Here is a 21,726-nt window from a genome sequence, read left to right on the forward strand (position 1 = left end):
GCCTTTCCTGATTAGATAAGGTGAGCCATAGTCCCCTCCTCCGAGGGTTAGCGCGTCTCAAACTCTATTGACCTTGCGTAAATCCTGGTTAACTAATCTTACGTACTGATGGATTTGCTGCCAAAGAAAGACTTGTAATTAGCATGATGCTACCCGCAACAGTAAACATAATTGTCAGATTTAAATTGACTAAAATACCAGCTAAAGCAAAGGAAATAGGAGCAACACCAAAAGCAGAAAACATTCCCAAACTCATAACTCTTCCTAGCATTTCAGGTTGGGTTTGTTTCTGAATCCAAGTAATTCCTACCACCGTAAAAATACAACTGCAAAATCCCAGCACTGCAATTGTTATACTAGCTAGTCCTATATTGCCAATAAAGCCAAGTAAAAATAAACCAAAGCCTTGAACACTCGCAATAGTCAGCAGTAAAACTCCGATGTTAGGAAGATTTGGAACAAATTGAGGTGTGAGTGTCCCAATTAATCCACCACCACCCCAAGCTGATTGCAATATTCCTAAAGCCACTGCACCACCTGGGAAGCGACTATGAGCTAGTGAAGTCATCCCAACTTGTAATGGCCCAATAAATAAAAAATTGAGGATTACCATTACCAGCAAAAAAATTCTTAGAGGCTGATTGCGCCATGCGTAGTAAAATCCCTCACGCATACCAGCAATCAAACTCATAGTTTTTTTAGTTGACGTATAATTTTGATTTAATTCCCCATTCAATGCTGTTGCTTTTGCTGTTGTTTCCTTCATGAGCAAAAGCGTGATAGTTGTGATGGCGAAAGTTATCCCATCAATGACAAATGCTACTTCAATACCAGCAGTTGCAATTAGCAAACCACCCAACGCCGGCCCAATTAGTAAAATCACTTGGGAAGTTCCTTGGCTCAAGGTATTACTTGCTATTAACTGTTCTTTGGATACCAGACTGGGGATAATTGATTTAGATGCAGGTATAAACAAGCCATCAAATATGCCGAAGCTAGCAGCAAAAAAGTAAATATGCCATAGTTGGGTGATTTTCAGCCCAACAATGGTTGCAAATAAAACGATTAGTAAACCACGTAAAGCATTGGAAACAAACATCACTAATCGTGGCGAAAAGCGATCGCTCACCACACCACCAAACAGCATTAAAACAGCACGGGGAATCGCTGCACTCATTAACACTGTACCTAACGTGATCCCAGAGTTAGTTAACTGTATTGTTAACCAAGGCAATGCAACGATATAAAACTGGTCGCCTAGAAGCGAAACGGTTTCACCGATATACAGAAGTAAAAAGTTGCGTACAGTTAGTGGTTTCCAAAGCGTAACTTTAGAATTAGTCATTAGTCATTTCTTCCTCTGCGCTCCTCTGCGTAAACCTTAGCGTGACTCTGCGTTTAAAAATCAACCCCAGGCGTTCTGGGCAAAGATTCAGTAAATTCAACGCTTCTAGATAACTTAAAATCAGCAATTTTACCCTAAAACACGATTTAGAAGTTTGACAGCTTGTCATTTGACAAATTTACCACTAAAGCCAAATAATTTAGCACATAAACGTCGATTTGCTACTAATAGCTTTAATTTTGTGGTTTTCCACTACATTTTATGGAACAGAATAATAAATAAAACCTAATTGCAGGCTAAGTTCCTTGCTGTGACTGGATTTTAATTTTTCGAGATTTTTTATAAAACTTGAATTTTAAGGCTTTACCATAAAACAGCCGGAAGAGCCAATTTTGTCAACTTTTATTGATAATTTGAGATTATTTTTTGGTGTGAGGATTAAATGAGGAAACTGTATCTACTGGAAAATTTAGGACTATCTATCATACTTGCCATATTTTTAATCAATCAACAAGCTTTAGGTGTAACAAAAGAAGATCATCAAATTCCCCAACTTTCAGATATTAAGCTTCCTCACACAAGTGTCAAGGAGTGGCTAGCTCAACAAGAGCAGTCTACTATTTTAGTAACAGGGATAAAGTTGAATCAGACGGCTAGTGGGTTGGAAGTTGTTTTAGAAACATCTGCATCTGACAAGCTGCAAGCCACAACTAAAATAGAAGGTAATAGCTTTATTGCAAATATCCCTAATGCACAATTGCGTTTAGCCAGTGGTAATACCTTCCGTCAAGAACAGCCAGTTGCGGGAATTACGGTAGTATTGGCGGCAAACCAGGATGCAAATAGTATCCAAATTATTGTAGTTGGGACAACACAAGCTCCAAAAGTCGAACTATTTGACAGCGATGAAGGTTTAGTTTTAGGGGTGACACCAACAACACCTGAAACTCAACCATCAGCCGATAGCCAAAAACCTAATGAACCAGATATTGAACTAACTGTTACCGCCCAAAAACGACCGGAAAATGCACAGAATGTACCCATTAGTATTACGGTAATACCTCGTCAGGAAATAGAAGATGCTCAAATCGATTCTTTGATTGATATTGCCAATCAAACGCCCAATTTTAACTTTCTTCCCACATCTTCCGGCGGTACAGAGTTTAGTAATTACAGTTTGCGGGGTTTGAACAATCAAAATTTCCTTACCGCTCAGGATAGCGTAGCCTTTTACATCGATGATATTCCCATTGACTATAACGGCTTTCTCGACTTGGCTTTACTGGATCTAGAACAAATAGAAGTGCTAAGAGGCCCTCAAAGTACGCTATACGGTCGAAATAGTTCTGGTGGGGTTGTCAATATCATTTCCAGACAAGCAACGCCAGAACCAGAAATCCGAGTTAGTGCAAGTTACGGTAGATATAACAGCCGCGAATTCCAATTTTCTCTCAACGATGCTGTGGTTGACGATAAATTATCACTGAGAATTGCGGGAGCTTACAGAGGACAGGATGGATTTATTAACAACCTCGCCACAGGTAATGAAATAGGCGAGCGATCTCGCCTAGCTGCACGAGCGCAACTCCTGTGGACACCTACACCCGACTGGACAGTAGCTTTCAATAGCTATAACAGCTTTACAGATGATGGTAATCCAACCTACAACAAGTTAAATCCTGATGACCCATTTGAGGTTAATTTAGAAACTGAAGGATACAGTAAGCTAGATACAAATACTCAAGCTATCAGAGTTGGTTATAACGGCGGGGGTTTTCGAGCCACATCCATCACTGCACGTCGTTTTACCCGTCAAGAAAACCTTGTGCCGGGAAGTACAGGAGCTATACAAATTATTGATAGTATTGACTCCACATTATGGACGCAGGAATTACGTTTCCAATCTCCGGAAACTGCCGAGCGTTTTCAATGGTTGTTAGGTGGTTACTACGAATCTCGTGACTTTAACGTTGATGATTCTCAAATCGACTTTCCTGGATTTGGAAGATTTCGACGTACTGGAGACGATAATCGGCAAACCTACGCGGTATTTGGACAAGTAGATTATCAGCTTATAGAACCATTAACTGTATTTGCTGGTTTGCGTTACGAATCTAGTGATGCTTCTTCAGATAGTACTTATGAGTCAGTAAACTCTGACGGAACTCTCACCCCACTGCGTCCGGCATTTAACAATGAAAAAGTTAGCAACAGTGAATTGATTCCTCGCTTCGGTTTGAAATATCAATTCAATCCTAGTTTAATGGGATACGCGACTGTTGCCAAAGGTTACAGACCGGGTGGATTGAACTACCGCGCCAATAGTGAAGCAGAACTGCGATTTGGAGAAGAAACAACCTGGAGTTATGAAGTCGGTTTGAAATCTTCTTGGCTGGATAATCGTTTAATTGCTAACCTATCAATCTTTCAGAACGATGTAAATAACTATCAAGTTTTGCAATTTGATGAGAGTGGGTTTTTTGGCAGAGTTAACAATGTTGATCTCAAAGCCACTGGAGTAGAATTTGAACTCAGAGCAAAACCAGCTACAGGTTTCGATTTAACTGCATCAGTTGGTTATGTAGATAGTATATACAAAAACTACCTAAATTCCGATACAGGTGTAGACCTAAGCAATAATCAAGTTCCCATAGCACCACAATTTACCTACAATTTAGCTGCTCAATATCGCAGTCAGTCCGGTTTATTTGCTCGTGCAGAATTGCGTGGTTATGGTATTACTTATTTCGATGATGAGAACCAAATCAAGCAAGAACCGTATGCCTTAGTAAATGCTCGTATCGGTTACGAAGCTGAGAAATATGGCATTTACCTGTATGCAAATAACTTGTTTGATACTCGCTATATCACCTCTGGATTTTTATTCCCAGTACCGGATGGAACCGCAGGATTTGGCGATCCCGTGACCTATGGCGTGCAAATTAAAGCTAATTTCTAATTTAATTGTTGTGGCGATGGGAAAAATTATTTTTCCTGTCGCTATTTTTGATTTGTTATCCTCTGCATATTGCTATGCTTGCTAAATTAATCCTGCTCGCCTCACTTTATACTACTCAATTCATTCCGACAACCTTTTTTATCCAAACCGTACCTATTTTTATGCGACAACAAAATATGTCGCTGGATGCTATCGGGTTGTTAAGTTTTCTCATTCTTCCTTCAGCGTTAAAATTTCTGTGGTCGCCTTTTATTGACCGCTACAGTTTACCAAAATTAGGACATTATCGCGGTTGGATTATCTGTTTTCAAATTTTGTTAGCACTTGTAACTTTTGGATGTGGATTTATTGATATTCAAGAGAATTTCAATATCTTAGTTTTTTGTATGTTTCTCGCTTTTTTATTCTCCTCCAGCCAAGACATTGCAACCGATGCGTTAGCAGTAAATTTACTCGAACCGCGAGAAAGAGGATTAGGAAACGCTATTCAAGCTGGGGGAAATGTTTTTGGCGCTATTATTGGTGGGGGCGGAGTGCTGATTCTACTAGATAGAATCGGCTGGCGGTATAGCTTGATAATTATGTCAGTTGTAATTTTACTGAATTTAATTCCAGTAATATTGTATAAAGAACAAGTTAGTAATAAATCTCAGAAATCAAACTTTTTTAAATCTTATTTTCAACCTTTTATCAACTTTCTCTCGCGTCCCAAAGCATTACCGTGGCTTTTTGTAGTATTGCTATATATGGGAGGCGAAATGATGTCAGGTATAATGCTTCGTCCACTTTTTGTTGATAGAGGTTTGTCGCTTTCAGATATTGGCTTAATGTTGGGTATTGTCAGTTACGGTGTCCGTATTGTTAGTGCTTTGATTGCAGGAGTTTTGATTACCCACTTGGGAAGATTACGTTCTCTAACTCTATTTGGTTTTGCTGCCAGCATGATGACGCTTTTATATATCATACCTGCAATTGGCATCAGTAGTTTATCTGTGCTGTATGCTGTTAGTATCACAGTCAATGCAGCCCAAAGTATGGCATATACTGCATTACTAAGTGCCATGATGGATAAATGCGAACCAGCAACAGCCGCTACTGATTATACATTTCAGGTGTCAGTAGTATACATTGGCGGAATTGCTGCTTCAGTTCTGAGTGGTGCGATCGCCAGTGCTACGGGATATACGTTTATGTTTATTATTAGTGCAGCCTTGAGTTTATTGAGCGTATTACTAATCACCAAGTTGCGGGCGTAGAAGCAACACATTGAAATAATTAATGGTAACAAAAGCAGGGTATTGCTAACTTAGTTACCAATTTGGTTTCTATAGGATTATTCAGATAAAAATATACTCGACTTATTTGAAACGTGTTTATCAGGTTCACACCATCAAGAGGGTTATAAGATAAAGGAATAACAAAGCTGTTCACTCCCCACTACCCATGACCTCAACCTTGCTAAAATTTCCTCGGATAAATGCCCCCACAGTGCATCAGTTGCCCAATGGCTTGACCATAGTTGCAGAACAAATGCCAGTGGAAGCGGTGAATCTCAGTTTGTGGATTAAAGTTGGCTCGGCTGTGGAATCTGATGCTATTAATGGCATGGCTCATTTTTTAGAACACATGATTTTTAAAGGAACCGAGCGTTTAGCAAGCGGTGAGTTTGAACGTCACATTGAAGAACGGGGTGCTGTGACTAATGCGGCAACTAGCCAAGACTATACTCAATACTATATAAATACGGCTCCCAAGGATTTTGCCGCCCTCGCTCCACTGCAAATAGATGTAGTATGTAACGCTCTCATCCCTGATGATGCCTTTGAACGGGAACGTTTGGTGGTTTTGGAAGAAATTCGCCGTTCTGAGGATAATCCCCGGCGCAGGACGTTTAGAAGGTCAATGGAGACAGCTTTTGAACAGTTACCCTATCGCCGTCCAGTGTTGGGGCCAGAAGCGGTAATTTCTCAACTTAAAGCCCAGCAAATGCGGGATTTTCATCGTACTTGGTATCAACCCCAGTCAATTACGGCTGTAGCTGTAGGTAATTTACCTGTGGAAGAATTAATTGCAACGGTGGCTGAGGGATTTAATCACAGTCAACAGTTAACAGTTAACAGTCAACAGTTAGCAGTTAATCCTGAATCTGCGTTTACAGAAGTTGTGCGGCGGGAATTTGTTGATGAAAGTCTTCAGCAAGCACGTTTAGTGATGGTGTGGCGGGTTCCAGGGTTGGGACAGTTAAATGATATTTATGGTTTGGATGTTTTGGCGGGAGTTTTGGCACATGGACGGACTTCTAGACTGGTGCGAGATTTGCGGGAAGAACGGGGACTAGTGACTTCCATTGGTGTGAGTAATATGACCAATCAGTTACAAGGAACGTTTTATATTTCTGCTAAATGTGCGGTGGAAAATTTAGAGGCTGTTGAGGAGGCGATCGCTCAACATATCCGTATACTACATACAGAGTTAGTCTCAGAACCAGAAATTGCGCGCATCCGGCGACGGGTAGCTAACAAGTTTATATTTGGTAACGAAACACCAAGCGATCGCGCTGGTTTATACGGTTATTATCAATCTATGGTGGGAGATTTAGAACCTGCCTTTAACTACCCAGATCATATTCAATCCCAAGATGCAACTGACTTAATGCAAGCAGCAAAACAGTATCTTTCCCCAGATGCTTATGGTGTAGTGGTGTTGAAACCACATCAGTGAACAGTTATCAGTTATCAGTTATCAGTGCTTAAATAATGTTAATTGGTAACTGGTAACTGAAATTATGTGGACTGAAATTGATACTCATATTAGCCAAGTAACTGGAGCAAAATTTCAAACTCAGCACAAGCGCAGTGTGAGTGGTGGCTGTATTAATCAAGGTTATGCTGTTGCTGATGGTAATTTGACTTACTTTGTCAAGCTGAATCAAGCCTCTCAAGTTGCTATGTTTGAAGCTGAGGCGCTGGGTTTAAACGAAATGCTGGCGACAAATACTATTCTTGTACCCAAACCGATTTGCTGGGGTACTGCTGGAAACTCTAGCTATATTGTCTTGGAATGGCTAGAAATGGGAGGAGGTAACAGCAAATCTTCCCCAGAAATGGGACGCAAGTTAGCAGCGATGCATAAAGCCAGCAGCAGCAAAGGTTTTGGATGGAAAATTAATAATACAATTGGTTCCACACCCCAAATCAATACCTGGACAGCAGACTGGGCAGAATTTTATGCTCAACATCGCCTGAGTTATCAGTTTCAGTTAGCTAGACGACGAGGGGGAAGTTTTCCCAAACAAGAGCAATTACTTGCAGCTATTCCGGAATTATTGGCAAATCATCAAGTGCAACCATCCTTAGTACATGGTGATTTATGGGGTGGAAATGCTGGGTGTACTGTGTCAGGTGAACCAGTAATATTTGATCCAGCAACTTATTTTGGGGATAGAGAAGTTGATATTGCTATGACAGAGTTATTTGGGGGGTTTTCAGCCGATTTTTACCAAGGTTATCACGAAGTTTTTCCTTTGGATGCAGGTTATGAGCAGAGAAAAACTCTGTATAACCTGTATCACATTCTCAATCACTTCAATTTATTTGGCGGTGGTTATGGTTCCCAAGCCAATCGGATGATTGATCAGATTTTGCAGTGATATCCAAACTGCAAGCAATTAACTCCTGGTTTCGATATCGTATAACTCGCATAGGGTGAGAAGTTTTTGTTTCAGGCGATCGCGCAGACTCTCAGGTGATACAATCACGCAATCTTCCCAATACTGTGATATTTCTCGAATCAACCAAAACTCATTCACAACTCGCCGCACTACTTGGCGCACATCTCCAATAATTTCATTTTTGATGTCATCCTCTTTTGGCTGATAGGCTTTAACTAAGCCTCTATGAAAATGTAAGTACACTTCTAGATAGTCTAATTCTCCTCGCCAATTTCCACTGGCTGGTATAGTTGCCATTGATTCGATACGATCTAAGCGCAAGCAGCGATTATGCCACAGTTGGGGTAAATCAGGGATTTTGTGTTCTACGTCTTGAGTTTCTTCACACCAAATCATTAAGTAAAAGCGTTTTTCAAAGAAACGGACTTCAGCATAACGAACTGTATATGCTAGTTCATTACCTTGAGAATTTTGATAGACAAGGTAAAAAGGTTGTTCTCTTTTGATCAAGTCTTCAATCTGAACTCGCCACGCTGGAGCAGGTTGACTCAGTTGTTTCATCAGTGATTGACGCAAAGGAGCTTCCAGATTTCCCCGCTCCAATAAAAGTGTAAGTACAGTCTGAGCTTCTGCTGTCTGACCTCCATCAATCAAGGCTTTAATCGCCTGTTGCAAAGCATTAACGAGGTTAGAGTCAAGGATAAAGGGCTTTCCGACTTCTAGTGATTGTTGAGCGATCGCCACTATTAAGCCCGAAATACTGGGTTCTTTACCCCAATATATGTTCAGACTACGTGCGATCGCTTCTAGTTGTTCCTTGGTTCCCGGCGGAATTGACAGTGTAATCGTGTCTTTTTTTCTAGGCATTCCCAAAATGTACTTGCAGTTGTAAAAGATTTATGCCATTATTATTATTGTAAATACAAAAGCGAGCTAATAGAGCTACTGTAATGACACAAAGAGAGGATTTGCTCAAATTTAAAATCATGAATACGGCTGTTAACCTGAAGATATTAACAGCTACACTTGCTACGAAAATGTCTCTACCAAATTCCAAGGCTCTAATTTCGACATTGGCAAGTAAAGCTGAGACATTTGCTCTAACATCACAATTTGACTCCCCTCAACTCAAGCGGGAGTTAAGTTTAGCAAAGCCTAATAAAACGACAGAAGTATTGTTAGAACTTGATTTTCATGGAGATAGAGTAATTTTCCAAAATCAAGACATAGGTAAAATTCAGATTCTCTACAAATCTCCCTTACCTGGCGAGTTGCAAGCAAGGTTAGCTACTGAAAGTGCAATTGACCGATTTTTGGAATACTTGCAAAAGCTGCATCAAACTATTGTCCTTGACGAGAGCGATCGCCATGTGAGAGTTTTCATTCCCAACAAGCAAATACCTAGCTTTGCAGAACTTTGGAAAAGGTTTATTAGAGATATAGCTTTCTCAGATTACGGTAATCACAAGCATCAATTACCTGGCTTAATTCAGACTTTTATCCAGATGCTCAATTCCGTTACTCTTTCTGGAAGAGGATTTAGCACTTTAGATGTACCAATTTTAACCAAAGACCAATCGAACGTATTAGCAGCTTGGTACTACGCGGTTATACGCGATGTTGGAGAACGTCAAAACAACCGTCAAAGACAAATTGATGCACTAGAAAAAGAACTTGCTGGATCTGATTTGGATGATAAAACGCGCAAATCCAAAGCAAAAGATTTACAAGACAAGAATGCAATGCAAATCAAGGAAGCTGATAAATATACCGAATATTTCCGAAAATCTTTTGGTAAAAGCTTGGAATCACAAAATGCTGTATGGCAAGAGTTAGCGCAAATAGAAACTCAACTGGGCGGCGTGAAGTTAAATAAATCAGAGCATAATAAATTGCAAAAACAGCAAGAAAAGCTCAGGATAAAAGTCATTTTTACTTCAGAATCGATTCAACAAAAATTGCAAATATTTAATGAATCTAGAGGACAGCCTTTTGAGTTTATTAAGCAAGATGAAGAAAATAACCCTGAGAAATTTAGTGAAATTCATAAAATTTCCAAAAACTTTACTAAAACCGCAACAGATCAAATTAACTCAACTCGTGGAGATATCTTCACTCAATGCGTGTTTGAGATGTATCGTTTGTTAGAAAATGAACCAAATGACCCATTACCACAAGCATTATTAACAGAACAGCCAATTTTACCAGAAGCGCGATCGCCAGGAGATGATAGTAAAGAATTCTGCTATTCTTGTGGTGTTAAACTTGACCCAAAAACCACACGTTGGCAAGTTCTCCGGTTCATGTTTGAGCGTCCTTATCAACGTCGTCAATCAGCAACAAGCGCAGGTAGTCCTCATATTTGTGCTTCCTGTTCAGCTTTAGCTTTTGCCTCTCCACTGAAAGTCACAGATGAAAGTATTGTTTTAATGCTTGAACCTGCGGATAATAGTACAGATTTTGAAGTCAAAAAATTCAAAATTAAAGATTATCTCAGAATGCTAACAAATAAAGAGATGCATCTGAGTGCAGGTCATTATTTAATTTTAAATTCTAATGAAGATAAGACAAGCACAGGGGATTTAGCATCTCAAAAAATGGGTCAATTACAATATGCAATAGTAAAAACAGCCAAAAATTTTCCTGTTGAGGTATTGGCGGATTTCAAATTCTCACTCATCACCCAAGGTAGCGAAAAAATTTCATTAAATAGCAGACATCTAATTTTTATTAAGGGATTGATGGATAGCTATGGTCAGCAAATTGTTAATGCTGGAAAAGAAATCAATATGAATTTGGGAGATGCAGTACGTTATCTTCAACAAGATTTACCTTATTTGGCTGATTATACTCTGACAAAAGTGGCGAATATTTCTAACAAATACCAATTAGAGCAAATCCGCAAAATGTATTGGCAGGCAATACAGAATGATTTAAAAACAAAAGGAGTCGATATGGATTCAGATAAACAACCAGCAATAAAAGCAAGATTATACATAGATATTGCTGCATTAACAGGTATAACTTATGCTTTTGCCCAATCTTTAGAGATTACAGCTAGACAAGCCAACAAAGGAGAAGATTATGTGGAAAGGGAGGTAAGTAAATTAATTGAGAAAGTTGATGATGCCGTAGCTTTCTGCTATTACGCAACCTTGGGAGATGACACAAAAAGAACCGTACAATCTCGACTTTACAATAATCCAGAAAGCTATTTTATCTATCAACAAGCAAAAAATATTCTAGATAAATTAAAGCTTAACGACAGAGAGATACAAGATGAAAAATCAAAGAAATATCTGATTTTGTATGCTGATGATGTTTTAAATATTTATCAGTATTTTAAAGAAAATGGATATTCTCAAGAAAAAGAATGGAAAGACTTGACATATCAACTAAAGCTTTCTCTTTACACTCGTTTTCCTGAATTAGTTCGTAAACAAAAATCAACAAGTGAGAAATAATTATGGCAACTGGACTCTCTAAAACTGATGCAAAGAATCCTCGCATACATTTTGATATTTACGCAATTTTTGAAGGCTCACAAGAACTTTATTTTGGGCATGAAGTACAGGTCAACGTCAATTTAGTTGAAACTGTTAAGCTCAAAATAAAAGATGATCTCTCTAGCGAACCTCGTTCAATCGAAAAATGCTACATTTCCCCAACTAAAAGAAAGGGAGTAGAAAGACGTTGCTTAATTTGGTCACCAGTAGCAACAGGTGAATTATTGGGAGATAAGCAAGACTGTGGTATTCCTAAGACCTGTGCTAAACCAGAATGTCCAATTTGTGCAGTTTATGGTGGTTTAGAACCAGGAAAAAAAACATTAATTGGTCGTGTGACACATGGTGGTGGTGTTGCAGTGCAAGAAATGTTTGCAGTAGAAAAGCAAAGAGCAATGCATCCAGCAATTATTTCTAATAATTTATCTAAAAAGGAAGAAAAGCCAATTCCCTTTAAGCGAGAATATAACCAACCAGGAATTCTTTACCCAGTCTCAAACCACGCATTGAGCATCACTGATAATGAATTTGCTGCTGTTGCTTACGCATTTCTTGATTCTTTACCGCGTATTGGTTCTGGAAACCCTAAAGGAATAGCTATTGCTGAATCACCCGACGACAGCCAACCTTTGCTAGTGGTAGATAGATATCTTGTACCAAAACGCAAACGTCCAGTTATATCACCAGCAATTACTAATCCTGAAGATGCGATCGCAGCATTTAACCGACTAGCTAAAAAATCAGGAGATACATCAAACTACATTCAAGAACAACACTTTGAACGCTGGATTGGTGACGCAGCTTTAGAAAAATTGCAGGAATATTCCAGTAACTTTGTGAATGCGGTTTTGCAGCAACAATAGATTATGTATTGCCTTCAAATTAATATTCAACCCACGGCAGCAATGACATTTCGCATTCTGCCTGGTTCCATCCTCAATATTGCTACTTATCCTTTTGTTCCACCTACAACTTTATCAGGATTTTTGCGAAGGTTAGGCATGATATATGCTGGATTTGGAATTCCAGAAACCCGCGTTAATAATGATAATCCACCATTTTATGCCTTACCTCAACGCTATTGTGCTTTAGGTGCATATCCAGTAAAAGGTAAATTAAGTGCGGTGCATCGTACATATCGTAAAGGAATGCGTGAATTTAATCATGATGCATTTTCGCGAATTTACCAAGACGGAAATCAAGCTTTGCAATTACACACTTGGGAATATTTAATTGCCGAAGAATTAGTAGGTTATGTAATAACAGATTCTCCTCAAGGATTAGAGCATTTTCAAGAATTAGTGGGTTATGGTTGCAAGCTAGGTAAAGAAGGTTTTGCAATTATTTCCCAAGTTTCAGAAATCATAGAGTTACATCAAGAAACTCTCTCCAAATATCCATCAACAACTGTACCAATAGAAAATCTCCTACAAAGTAATCAGTTTGTTAGTGGCTGTGATATTTATAACCTTTACCGCTATAAATGGTCAACAGATAATAATCCTTCTTCAGTAACAGAAGGCTTCTTAGATAATCAAGAAACGAAAGTAGCAGGATTTATTCCCTTTGCTACAGCCTATTTTCCAGATGATACAGGAAATCCTCCTACTTTAGAATATTTCACGAATAAAAATGAAATAAATATTCCTGTATCTTTAGTTAAATTATTCAAAGGAGAAGTTTATGTCTAAATCACAACGTGAATATCCCTTTAATTTCGGTCGAGTATTCTTTCCTGGAGAAAAGAACAAAATACCTGACCAAATTCTTTTTCAACCTCTCGGTAATCACGTAGGTAACGTTATTGAAATAGTTAAAAAATGGAGTAAAACTGATTTACCATCAGAATTGTCATTTGAAAGAGTTTTGGAAGCTGCAAAAATTCATGATATGGGAAAACCACAAAAGTTTGAAATTCAAGCTAAAACTTCTAAAGAAGGAAAATTCCAAGAATATATTTACTCTTTTAGAGGACATAGATATTTAGCCAAAAGTGACCAAGATGCTTGGGCAGAAGCGTTAGCTATTGGACATCACAATTTTTCAGTAGAAGATATATGCACTCAAATATATCAACTGAAAAAAGAGCAGAAGTATACTGATATTTTAACTAAAAGACCGCTTGTATATGCCTCTGAACTATACATTTTAGAAATGTGTGATCAGATAGAAGCTGAATTAGCTTGTCGTGTTTTTGAAGATGGAAATCAGGCTGATTCCCGTACTTTCATGGATTTTACAATATCTCCAGATGAGTCAGATAATACGGTATATTTTATTGAACCTTGGGTATTTGGTGAACAAAATTCTCTCGAATTAAGTTTTAAATCCTGGGTAATGCGACCTAGTGAAGTTAATAGAGAAGAATTAAAAAAATATATCAAAGATGATAAAGATCAGGCTTTAGGTAAAGCTTTAGACCGGATAGTAAAAAACTGGTGGAAATTAGAAAAAGGTCAACCACAAGAATTAAATACTAAAACTATAACTCTTAAAGCCTATCCTTCTGTTATTGAGAGCAAAACATGGACAGCAAAAGATTTTTACAAGCAATTGGGAGATTTTACACCTAATCCAATGCAAACAGAAATGTTTGAAGCTATTTATGATCAAAATGAAAATGCTAATAAACATCCAGCCGTTTTATTAAAATCTTCCACTGGTTCTGGTAAGTTCGAGTCAGTTTTGTTTCCAGCATTGGCATCAAGTTATCGCCTTATTTTACCTTTACCAGCGCGTAGTTTATTAGAAGACCAGAAAGAACGTGCAGAAAAATACCTCAAAAAATTTTCCATACTCTATAGAAATAGAGAAGTTTCTCTAGTTATAGATACAGGTTCACAGATGTCTCGTCATATTTACAAAAATGGGGAAGAAGTAAAACAACGAACTTCTAATCCCAGACGACATTTATATAAAGGAGATGTGATTCTCACAACGCTAGATAAATTTTTGTATCGGTACTTCGCCTTTGGTGATAGACAAAAATCATTTACTTTCCCGCTAAGAATTCATCAAGAAAAAACCCTTATTTGTTTTGATGAAGCTCATAGTTATGATGAGCTTGCATTTACAAATTTCCATAGCTTAGTTAAATCACTATATGAGGCTGGACGTTCGATTGTGCTGATGACAGCAACAATGTCAGAAAAATATCTAGAGCGTTTAGATTATCTTGAAGTAATAAATTATATTGATGATTTTGAAAAATTGAACAGACTCAAGCAATTTCAAGAAGAAACATTGAAACAAAAGTATTCCAACAAAAAAGCTTTTGAATGGGTTATTGATGTTGAACGAAATTCAGAAAATCCAGAGACATTTCAAAATGAATTTGCTCAAATCATTATTGGTGAATGGAATGCCAAAGCAAATTGCAGAATTATTGCAGTAGTAGAACGGGTTACAGATGCAGCAGCAGTTTATCAACAAGTAAATAATACTTTAGATGACAATAAAAATGCATCAGGAAGGTTATTATTTCTTTATCATGGTAGAATTGCCGACCAACTTAGACCAGATATATATAAACAGATTCAAGAACATGATTCTAAAAACCAACCTTATATTCTCATTACAACCAGTGCTATAGAAGTTGGATGTGACTTGAATGCTGATGTGCTGATCTCCGAAATTTGCCCTCCAGAAAATCTCATTCAACGTGCGGGACGCTGTAACCGTAAAGGTAATATTTCAGATGCAAAAGTCATTTTGATAGGTAATTCTATTCCTGATTTTGCCAATAGCTTGGATGAGTCAGGATGGCAAGAGTATCAAAAAATTCTAAAAACAATGCAAGAATTTGATACTCAAAAAATTTCTGAATGTATTTCTGTTATTAAGCAAGTTGATGATTATCGAGTCGTCGAACTTTTTTCAATGCTACATGATTATGTATATAATGCAGATTTAACTTGTAAGCACGCTCATGAAAAAGGCTTAATTATAACTCGTAGCTGGACACCATCTGCAACCCTCGTTTACAAAAAAGGTAGTGATAAACCTCATACAATTACAGTACCTGTAGATCGTTTAATCAAAAAAAAGAATGAAGATAATGATTTTGCAAATACTTATGCACTAGAGTACAGGTATAATCAAGAAACTACACGTCGAGAATTACGAGATTTAACTTGGGGTTATGCTTACTCAAAAGATATAGTAATTCAAATTCATAAAAATAATGAAGGTGCGGGGCATTATGATGGGAAAGATGAGTATGAATATAACCCAGATTTAGGTTTTATCGAGTTGCCAGGTGTATTTATTAAACCCAGGAAAAATAATAATGAATTTGAAGAAAAGTTGCTTTACAAGGACACTAAGAATAAATCAGTAATTATCAGATACACAAAAGCTTTAAAGACAGTAGTATATTAAGTTTTGTCATTATTTACCACAGTTTCATTTTCAACCTTGTCTCCGAATTTGCCATCTACCTGAATTTATTCCTGATCAGCAGAAACTACTACGCCTTATTTCTCACTTTTTTAGTTTTGTATATAGCCATTGCGCGAGGACTGTGCCTCTCATACCTCATACCCACCGTGAAACACTATCAACAACAACCAAACGCTTTCCCTAGCGAATATCTGAATAATTTATGGGGAGAAATTCAAGCTTGTCGCTATTTTTCTACTAATAATCTCAACCGCGATTTTTTCGGGACTAAAGGATTCTCTGTAGTATTCAGGCGATCGCACATTCCCACTGTAGAACAAAAGTTTCCCTATTTCAAATCATACCTCGATTTGGCTCTGCAACCGGGTTGTAATGCATTTTACCTCAATCCGTTACAACTGAAGGAAGGTTCCCGTGTAGACCCGCACATTGACCGCTCGTTGCGTTCTTACTGCAAAACCATTGAACCGCCAGCCGTTGTCAGCGTTCTTTATGTGCGCTTACCTGAAAATATGGAAGGAGGAGAACTTGTACTCAAGTCGCATAAACGCCAACTGGGACAAATTAAACCCCAAGCAAACACTTTAGTTTACTTTCAAGGTGATTTAACCCACTCCGTCAATGCTGTGAAAACTCCGGGAAATCGCTTGAGTTTAGTTTGTGAACAGTATAGTTTGAGTGAAGCAGAACTCGCGGAAATACCAGAATTTACTGTGGAATCAAGAATTGGTCAGTCCACAACCAAAAAACGCAAGTAAATTTTTGACCTTTAAATCCAAACCCAATTACGAATTACGTTCGCGCAGCGTTTCCGCAGGAAATATTACGAATTACGAATTATTAAAAATATGCCTCATAGTTTAGTTCTCAACCTACTTCCGCAATCGTCTATCCCTTCTGGGTTTCTCACAGGTAGACATTTGCACGCACTATTTTTGACCCTTGTTAGTTCTGTAGATCGCACATTAGGCGATCGCCTACATGATTCTACCGCAGATAAAGCCTTCACCCTCTCACCCCTGCAAACTAATTTCGCGTCTCAGGGAACTAGGGGAATATCTAAACTACAACACTCACATCAACAACCCATATCCGCCGGAACGCCTTGTTGGTGGCGCGTTTCTCTTTTAGATGACACACTATTTAGCCAACTTACCCAACTATGGCTGAATCTTAACCCCAATCATCCTTGGCATCTTGGCCCTGCGGACTTATATATTACCAGCATTCAAGGCACACCCCAATCTAGCCAACCTTGGGCAAATGCCTGTAGCTACACTCAATTATACGAGCAAGCCAGCGAAAGCGATCGCACCATTGACTTTATTTTCTCCACACCAACCGCCTTCCGCCAAGGAAAATTTGACACCACCCTTCCCACCAGAGAATGTGTTTTTAATTCCCTGCTTTCCCGGTGGAATAAATATAGTGGAATTGAATTTCCCCAAATTTCCATTGAGTCAATCTTTCCCTCTTTTGTCAACATTCGCACCGAAATTTTAGCAGACTCCCGCAGCAAATTTATTGGCATTGTCGGAGAAGTTACTTATCGCATTTTAGGGGAAATTGAACCAATACAAATTAAGCAACTTAACGCTTTAGGCGAGTTTGCTTTATATGCAGGTGTGGGACGGAAAACACCAATGGGTATGGGGATGATGTGGCGACGACATTAACCACAACTTCAACCAAATTATGAAAAATACTGAATATATCCAAATTGCAGCGTTGAACCAATACGCCTATTGTTCTCATCGCTGCTGGCGGATGTTTTGTGCTGGCGAATTTACCGATAATCAATATACAATTGAAGGTACAGCTTTACATGACCGAGTTCACACCACAGGCGATATTGATAAAGAAGATACTTGGCAAATTCGAGCCATTTATTTGAAGTCAGAAAAATATAAACTCATCGGTAAATCTGACTTAATTGAAGTCGTCTCAGGTGAATATTATCCCATCGAATACAAACGGGGACGTAAAGGTGAATGGGATAACGATGAATTGCAAGTTTGCGCCCAAGCATTATGTTTAGAAGAAATGACAGGGCAAAATATCAACATCGGATATATCTATTATGCTCATTCCCATCAACGACAATTAGTCGAGATTAATCAAGAACTCAGAGAAAGTGCGATCGCTACTATTGCAGCAGTCACAAATTTACTCGAAACAGGTAAAATGCCACCACCATCTTACAGTAAAAGGTGCAAAGGTTGTAGTCTTTATTCGCAATGTTTACCCAAAGCATCTGACAAGTTAAGAAACTATCAAGAAGCCAATTAACTTCAGGTTTGTAACTTGGTAGAAAATACAGAACCTCACCCCCAACTCCTCTCCTTAGCAAGGAGAGGGGAGACTTTGACGAAAGTTAAAGGCGGTTTTAGGTCAAAAACTAGAAGAATTTGGATGTTACTTAATTCAGATTCCTAAATCAAATACACCTTTGCAAATTATAACTCTTGTGGGGGAGGGCAAAGATGCCCGCCCTGGTATGTCTCACCGTCAAACTGATAAATTTTGGAGAAAATCATGGGAACAGTTTACGTTACACAAGAAGATGCCTATATTGGTAAAGTTGATGAAAGTCTGAATATCAAAGCTGATAAAAAAACAGTTTTAGATGTACCTCTGATTAAAGTTGATGGCTTAGTCATCATGGGGAGAGCTAATATTTCCCCTGCGGCTATTTCTGAACTGATTAGCAGAAAAATTCCCATTACTTATCTCAACTTTAATGGAAAATTTCTCGCCAGTTTAGAACCAGATATGGGGAAAAATATTTTCGTTCGTAATGCTCAATGGAAAGCCGCCGGCGAATCAGCACAAGCACTCCATGTAACTCAAGGTTTTGTTAGAGGAAAACTCAAAAATTATCGCCAGTCTTTATTACTAGCACAACGCCGTTATGATCTAGATTTAAACTCTGGTATTACTCAATTATCTCATGCGATCGCCTCCCTAGATCAAGCCAAAACAATTAATTCCATCAGAGGTTATGAAGGTGCTGGAAGTGCAGCATACTTTGGCTGTTTTAATCAACTAATTCGCGTCGATAATTTTAGCTTTTCCACCCGCAACCGTCGCCCACCCACAGATCCGGTAAACTCGCTTTTGAGTTTAGGTTATTCCCTACTGCGTCACGATATCCAAGGCGCATTAAATATGATTGGTTTTGACCCTTATTTAGGATACCTGCACACAGAGCGATATGGTAGACCTTCGTTAGCACTAGATTTAATGGAAGAATTTCGACCTTTAATAGTAGATGCTGTAGTTTTATCTACCATTAATCGCCGGATGTTAGCACCAAAAGACTTTATTACTGAACCTGTTAGTGGTGCGGTTTCACTTACTAAAGAAGGATTGCATAATTTTCTGCGATTATATCAAGAAAAGAAACTGAGTAAATTTAAGCATCCCGTGATGCAGAAACAATATACCTATCAAGAATCCTTTGAAATTCAAGGGCGTTTCCTCGCTAAATATCTCATGGGAGAGATTGAAAAATATCCACCTTTAGTAATGAAATAACTCCCTACTCCCCATGTTTGTAGTAATTTCCTACGATATATCAGAAGACAAGCGCCGCACCAAAGTTCACAAGATTCTCAAATCTTACGGACAGTGGATGCAGTATTCTGTATTTGAGTGCGACTTGACCAAGACTCAGTATGCTAAACTGCGATCGCGCTTGTCTAAAGTCATCAAACCCAACGAAGACAACATCCGCTTTTATTTTCTCTGTGCTTGCTGTCAGGGAAAAGTCGAGCGCATCGGCGGTGATATGCCAAGAGACACCACAGTATTTTTTGCCTGAGTTTTGCGTCAACCAGTAGGTGTTTTTTTGAACATTGGAAATTTTCCGCCTGAAATCCTTACCTTATCTGGCTTTGAACCCTCTCACACCTAAATTGAGGTTGACGCAAACTCCTAAACCCATGCTATCAAAGCTTTTGAGCTATTTTAAAAATGTCACTCTTGACAACCCAATCGCTGAAAAGCTATATTCGTTTTAGATTGACGGAACAGTACCTTGAAAACCAAATATATCAACGCTTTCAGATGCGGGCGGTTCCAATTACTAATAATCCCTATCAGGGATTGAAACACTAAATAATAAAAACCTTGCAGTGCTTGGTGCAAGTTCCAATTACTAATAATCCCTATCAGGGATTGAAACATGACGTAACTGATGTTGAGTTTAAATCATCTGTTGTTCCAATTACTAATAATCCCTATCAGGGATTGAAACTTGCCAATGCAGTGGAACCATCGATTAAAAGCCTACTCGTTCCAATTACTAATAATCCCTATCAGGGATTGAAACACGCTATCAACTAAACCTGCCGCCGTCTCCAGACTCGTTCCAATTACTAATAATCCCTATCAGGGATTGAAACCAGATTTTCCCCCTGAAGGATCACAGAGTTGAGTTCCAATTACTAATAATCCCTATCAGGGATTGAAACAACTGTAGACGGCATAGTTGGCACGAAAACCCTCAAGTTCCAATTACTAATAATCCCTATCAGGGATTGAAACGAGCATCATTTCTTGGAAAGAAACGCAATAGATTGTTCCAATTACTAATAATCCCTATCAGGGATTGAAACTAAATCTGATTAACTTCGGGCATCTGCTGTGATGCCGTTCCAATTACTAATAATCCCTATCAGGGATTGAAACTTCCTGCTTCCAGCACTACTGGTATTCCTAGTTGGTTCCAATTACTAATAATCCCTATCAGGGATTGAAACGATATCAATCTGTGCATCAATTAAAGTGCTAGAGTTCCAATTACTAATAATCCCTATCAGGGATTGAAACTTTAGCCCCAGTTGGGAGAAAAGTTCATTAGGTTCCAATTACTAATAATCCCTATCAGGGATTGAAACCTAGGCGTGGCAAATACAACCGCGCTGCTAGGGTTCCAATTACTAATAATCCCTATCAGGGATTGAAACATTGGCAACATTCAAGTAATAAGAAAGAGACAGCAGTTCCAATTACTAATAATCCCTATCAGGGATTGAAACCAACATTGATAATACCCAAAACTATTCCCTCCGCGTTCCAATTACTAATAATCCCTATCAGGGATTGAAACTTTAGTGACGCGATCGCACAACTCTTTTAAGGGAAGTTCCAATTACTAATAATCCCTATCAGGGATTGAAACAATAGCTCTTTCCAGTGCATCGATCCTGCTTCCTAGGTTCCAATTACTAATAATCCCTATCAGGGATTGAAACAATTGAGCAGTGGCAACAAGATACTGACTATCCTTGTTCCAATTACTAATAATCCCTATCAGGGATTGAAACTTCTAGAGCAATTTGTCTTAGCGAATTTTCTAAGTTCCAATTACTAATAATCCCTATCAGGGATTGAAACTTATGATATTGCATTTTCTTCGCTAACTTGTTTTGTTCCAATTACTAATAATCCCTATCAGGGATTGAAACGTTAGGGACTTTCAGTAACTTGGGTGGTAGTGGTGTTCCAATTACTAATAATCCCTATCAGGGATTGAAACTGATCGCTTTAAGAAAAAGACGATACTTCGAGCTATTTCGTTCCAATTACTAATAATCCCTATCAGGGATTGAAACTTTGCTTGAAATTCTTCAGGCTTGATAGAAGTTGGTTCCAATTACTAATAATCCCTATCAGGGATTGAAACTCTTGGGTGCTATAGCTGTGACTCTACCCTTAATAGTTCCAATTACTAATAATCCCTATCAGGGATTGAAACAGTTTAGCCGCATATCTATGACTTTGTACGCTGACGGGGCGACAAACAAGTCTAAAAACAAGACAGTGTAAACAATGTAACGAT

Annotated in this window: 15 protein-coding genes and 1 CRISPR repeat array; of the genes, 13 read left to right on the forward strand and 2 right to left on the reverse strand. The window is 38.5% G+C overall.

The window, feature by feature from the left end; all coding sequences use genetic code 11:
• Positions 1-88 precede the first annotated feature (88 nt).
• Positions 89-1,345 carry an MFS transporter gene (locus tag ACM0OW_RS04380; RefSeq protein ID WP_414548809.1) on the reverse strand — a complete coding sequence of 419 codons (1,257 nt, stop codon included), beginning with the start codon at positions 1,343-1,345 and terminating at the stop codon, positions 89-91.
• 442 nt (positions 1,346-1,787) lie between these two features.
• Between ACM0OW_RS04380 and ACM0OW_RS04385 the strand changes: the two genes are divergently transcribed.
• The 4 genes from ACM0OW_RS04385 (at position 1,788) to ACM0OW_RS04400 (ending at position 7,953) form a co-directional block, all read left to right on the forward strand.
• On the forward strand, positions 1,788-4,304 hold the full coding sequence (locus tag ACM0OW_RS04385) for a TonB-dependent receptor domain-containing protein (protein ID WP_414548810.1): 2,517 nt from the start codon (positions 1,788-1,790) through the stop codon (positions 4,302-4,304).
• A 74-nt stretch (positions 4,305-4,378) separates the two neighbouring features.
• Positions 4,379-5,560 carry an MFS transporter gene (locus tag ACM0OW_RS04390; RefSeq protein WP_414548811.1) on the forward strand — a complete coding sequence of 394 codons (1,182 nt, stop codon included), beginning with the start codon at positions 4,379-4,381 and terminating at the stop codon, positions 5,558-5,560.
• 187 nt (positions 5,561-5,747) lie between these two features.
• Complete coding sequence (locus ACM0OW_RS04395; RefSeq protein WP_414548812.1) at positions 5,748-7,025, forward strand: M16 family metallopeptidase; 1,278 nt, start codon at positions 5,748-5,750, stop codon at positions 7,023-7,025.
• Between the two features lie 64 nt (positions 7,026-7,089).
• The gene (locus tag ACM0OW_RS04400) at positions 7,090-7,953 is read left to right on the forward strand and encodes a fructosamine kinase family protein (RefSeq protein WP_414548813.1); all 864 of its coding nucleotides are present in this window, start codon (positions 7,090-7,092) and stop codon (positions 7,951-7,953) included.
• An 18-nt stretch (positions 7,954-7,971) separates the two neighbouring features.
• On the opposite strand, the gene ACM0OW_RS04405 is transcribed toward ACM0OW_RS04400, so the two are convergent.
• Positions 7,972-8,841, reverse strand: coding sequence for a helix-turn-helix transcriptional regulator (locus tag ACM0OW_RS04405; RefSeq protein WP_414548814.1), 870 nt, complete (start codon positions 8,839-8,841; stop codon positions 7,972-7,974).
• A gap of 83 nt (positions 8,842-8,924) precedes the next feature.
• Between ACM0OW_RS04405 and ACM0OW_RS04410 the strand changes: the two genes are divergently transcribed.
• The 9 genes from ACM0OW_RS04410 to cas2 all read left to right on the forward strand — a co-directional run bounded on the left by ACM0OW_RS04410 (position 8,925) and on the right by cas2 (position 19,704).
• Positions 8,925-11,438, forward strand: a complete 2,514-nt coding sequence (locus tag ACM0OW_RS04410) for a hypothetical protein (protein WP_414548815.1) — start codon at positions 8,925-8,927, stop codon at positions 11,436-11,438.
• Between the two features lie 2 nt (positions 11,439-11,440).
• On the forward strand, positions 11,441-12,343 hold the full coding sequence (locus tag ACM0OW_RS04415) for a hypothetical protein (RefSeq protein WP_414548816.1): 903 nt from the start codon (positions 11,441-11,443) through the stop codon (positions 12,341-12,343).
• A gap of 3 nt (positions 12,344-12,346) precedes the next feature.
• Positions 12,347-13,171: a hypothetical protein gene (locus ACM0OW_RS04420; RefSeq protein WP_414548817.1), complete on the forward strand. Its 825-nt coding sequence runs from the start codon at positions 12,347-12,349 to the stop codon at positions 13,169-13,171.
• A complete protein-coding gene (cas3, locus tag ACM0OW_RS04425; protein ID WP_414548818.1) occupies positions 13,164-15,860 on the forward strand; it encodes a CRISPR-associated helicase Cas3' in 2,697 nt (898 codons plus the stop codon). Before ACM0OW_RS04420 ends, cas3 begins: the two co-directional genes overlap by 8 nt.
• Positions 15,861-16,027: 167 nt before the next feature.
• On the forward strand, positions 16,028-16,639 hold the full coding sequence (locus ACM0OW_RS04430; RefSeq protein ID WP_414548819.1) for a 2OG-Fe(II) oxygenase: 612 nt from the start codon (positions 16,028-16,030) through the stop codon (positions 16,637-16,639).
• 90 nt (positions 16,640-16,729) lie between these two features.
• On the forward strand, positions 16,730-17,557 hold the full coding sequence (cas6, locus tag ACM0OW_RS04435; RefSeq protein WP_414548820.1) for a CRISPR-associated endoribonuclease Cas6: 828 nt from the start codon (positions 16,730-16,732) through the stop codon (positions 17,555-17,557).
• A gap of 19 nt (positions 17,558-17,576) precedes the next feature.
• Positions 17,577-18,170 carry a CRISPR-associated protein Cas4 gene (gene cas4, locus ACM0OW_RS04440; protein ID WP_414548821.1) on the forward strand — a complete coding sequence of 198 codons (594 nt, stop codon included), beginning with the start codon at positions 17,577-17,579 and terminating at the stop codon, positions 18,168-18,170.
• Positions 18,171-18,416: 246 nt separating this feature from the next.
• Positions 18,417-19,418 carry a type I-D CRISPR-associated endonuclease Cas1d gene (cas1d, locus tag ACM0OW_RS04445; protein ID WP_414548822.1) on the forward strand — a complete coding sequence of 334 codons (1,002 nt, stop codon included), beginning with the start codon at positions 18,417-18,419 and terminating at the stop codon, positions 19,416-19,418.
• 13 nt (positions 19,419-19,431) lie between these two features.
• The gene (gene cas2, locus ACM0OW_RS04450) at positions 19,432-19,704 is read left to right on the forward strand and encodes a CRISPR-associated endonuclease Cas2 (RefSeq protein WP_414548823.1); all 273 of its coding nucleotides are present in this window, start codon (positions 19,432-19,434) and stop codon (positions 19,702-19,704) included.
• Between the two features lie 254 nt (positions 19,705-19,958).
• Positions 19,959-21,642: direct repeats of the CRISPR family, unit length 37 nt; unit sequence GTTCCAATTACTAATAATCCCTATCAGGGATTGAAAC.
• Positions 21,643-21,726: the final 84 nt, after the last annotated feature.

Source organism: Anabaena sp. CCY 0017 (assembly GCF_963920885.1).
In the GTDB taxonomy this organism is placed as follows: Bacteria; Cyanobacteriota; Cyanobacteriia; order Cyanobacteriales; family Nostocaceae; genus Nodularia.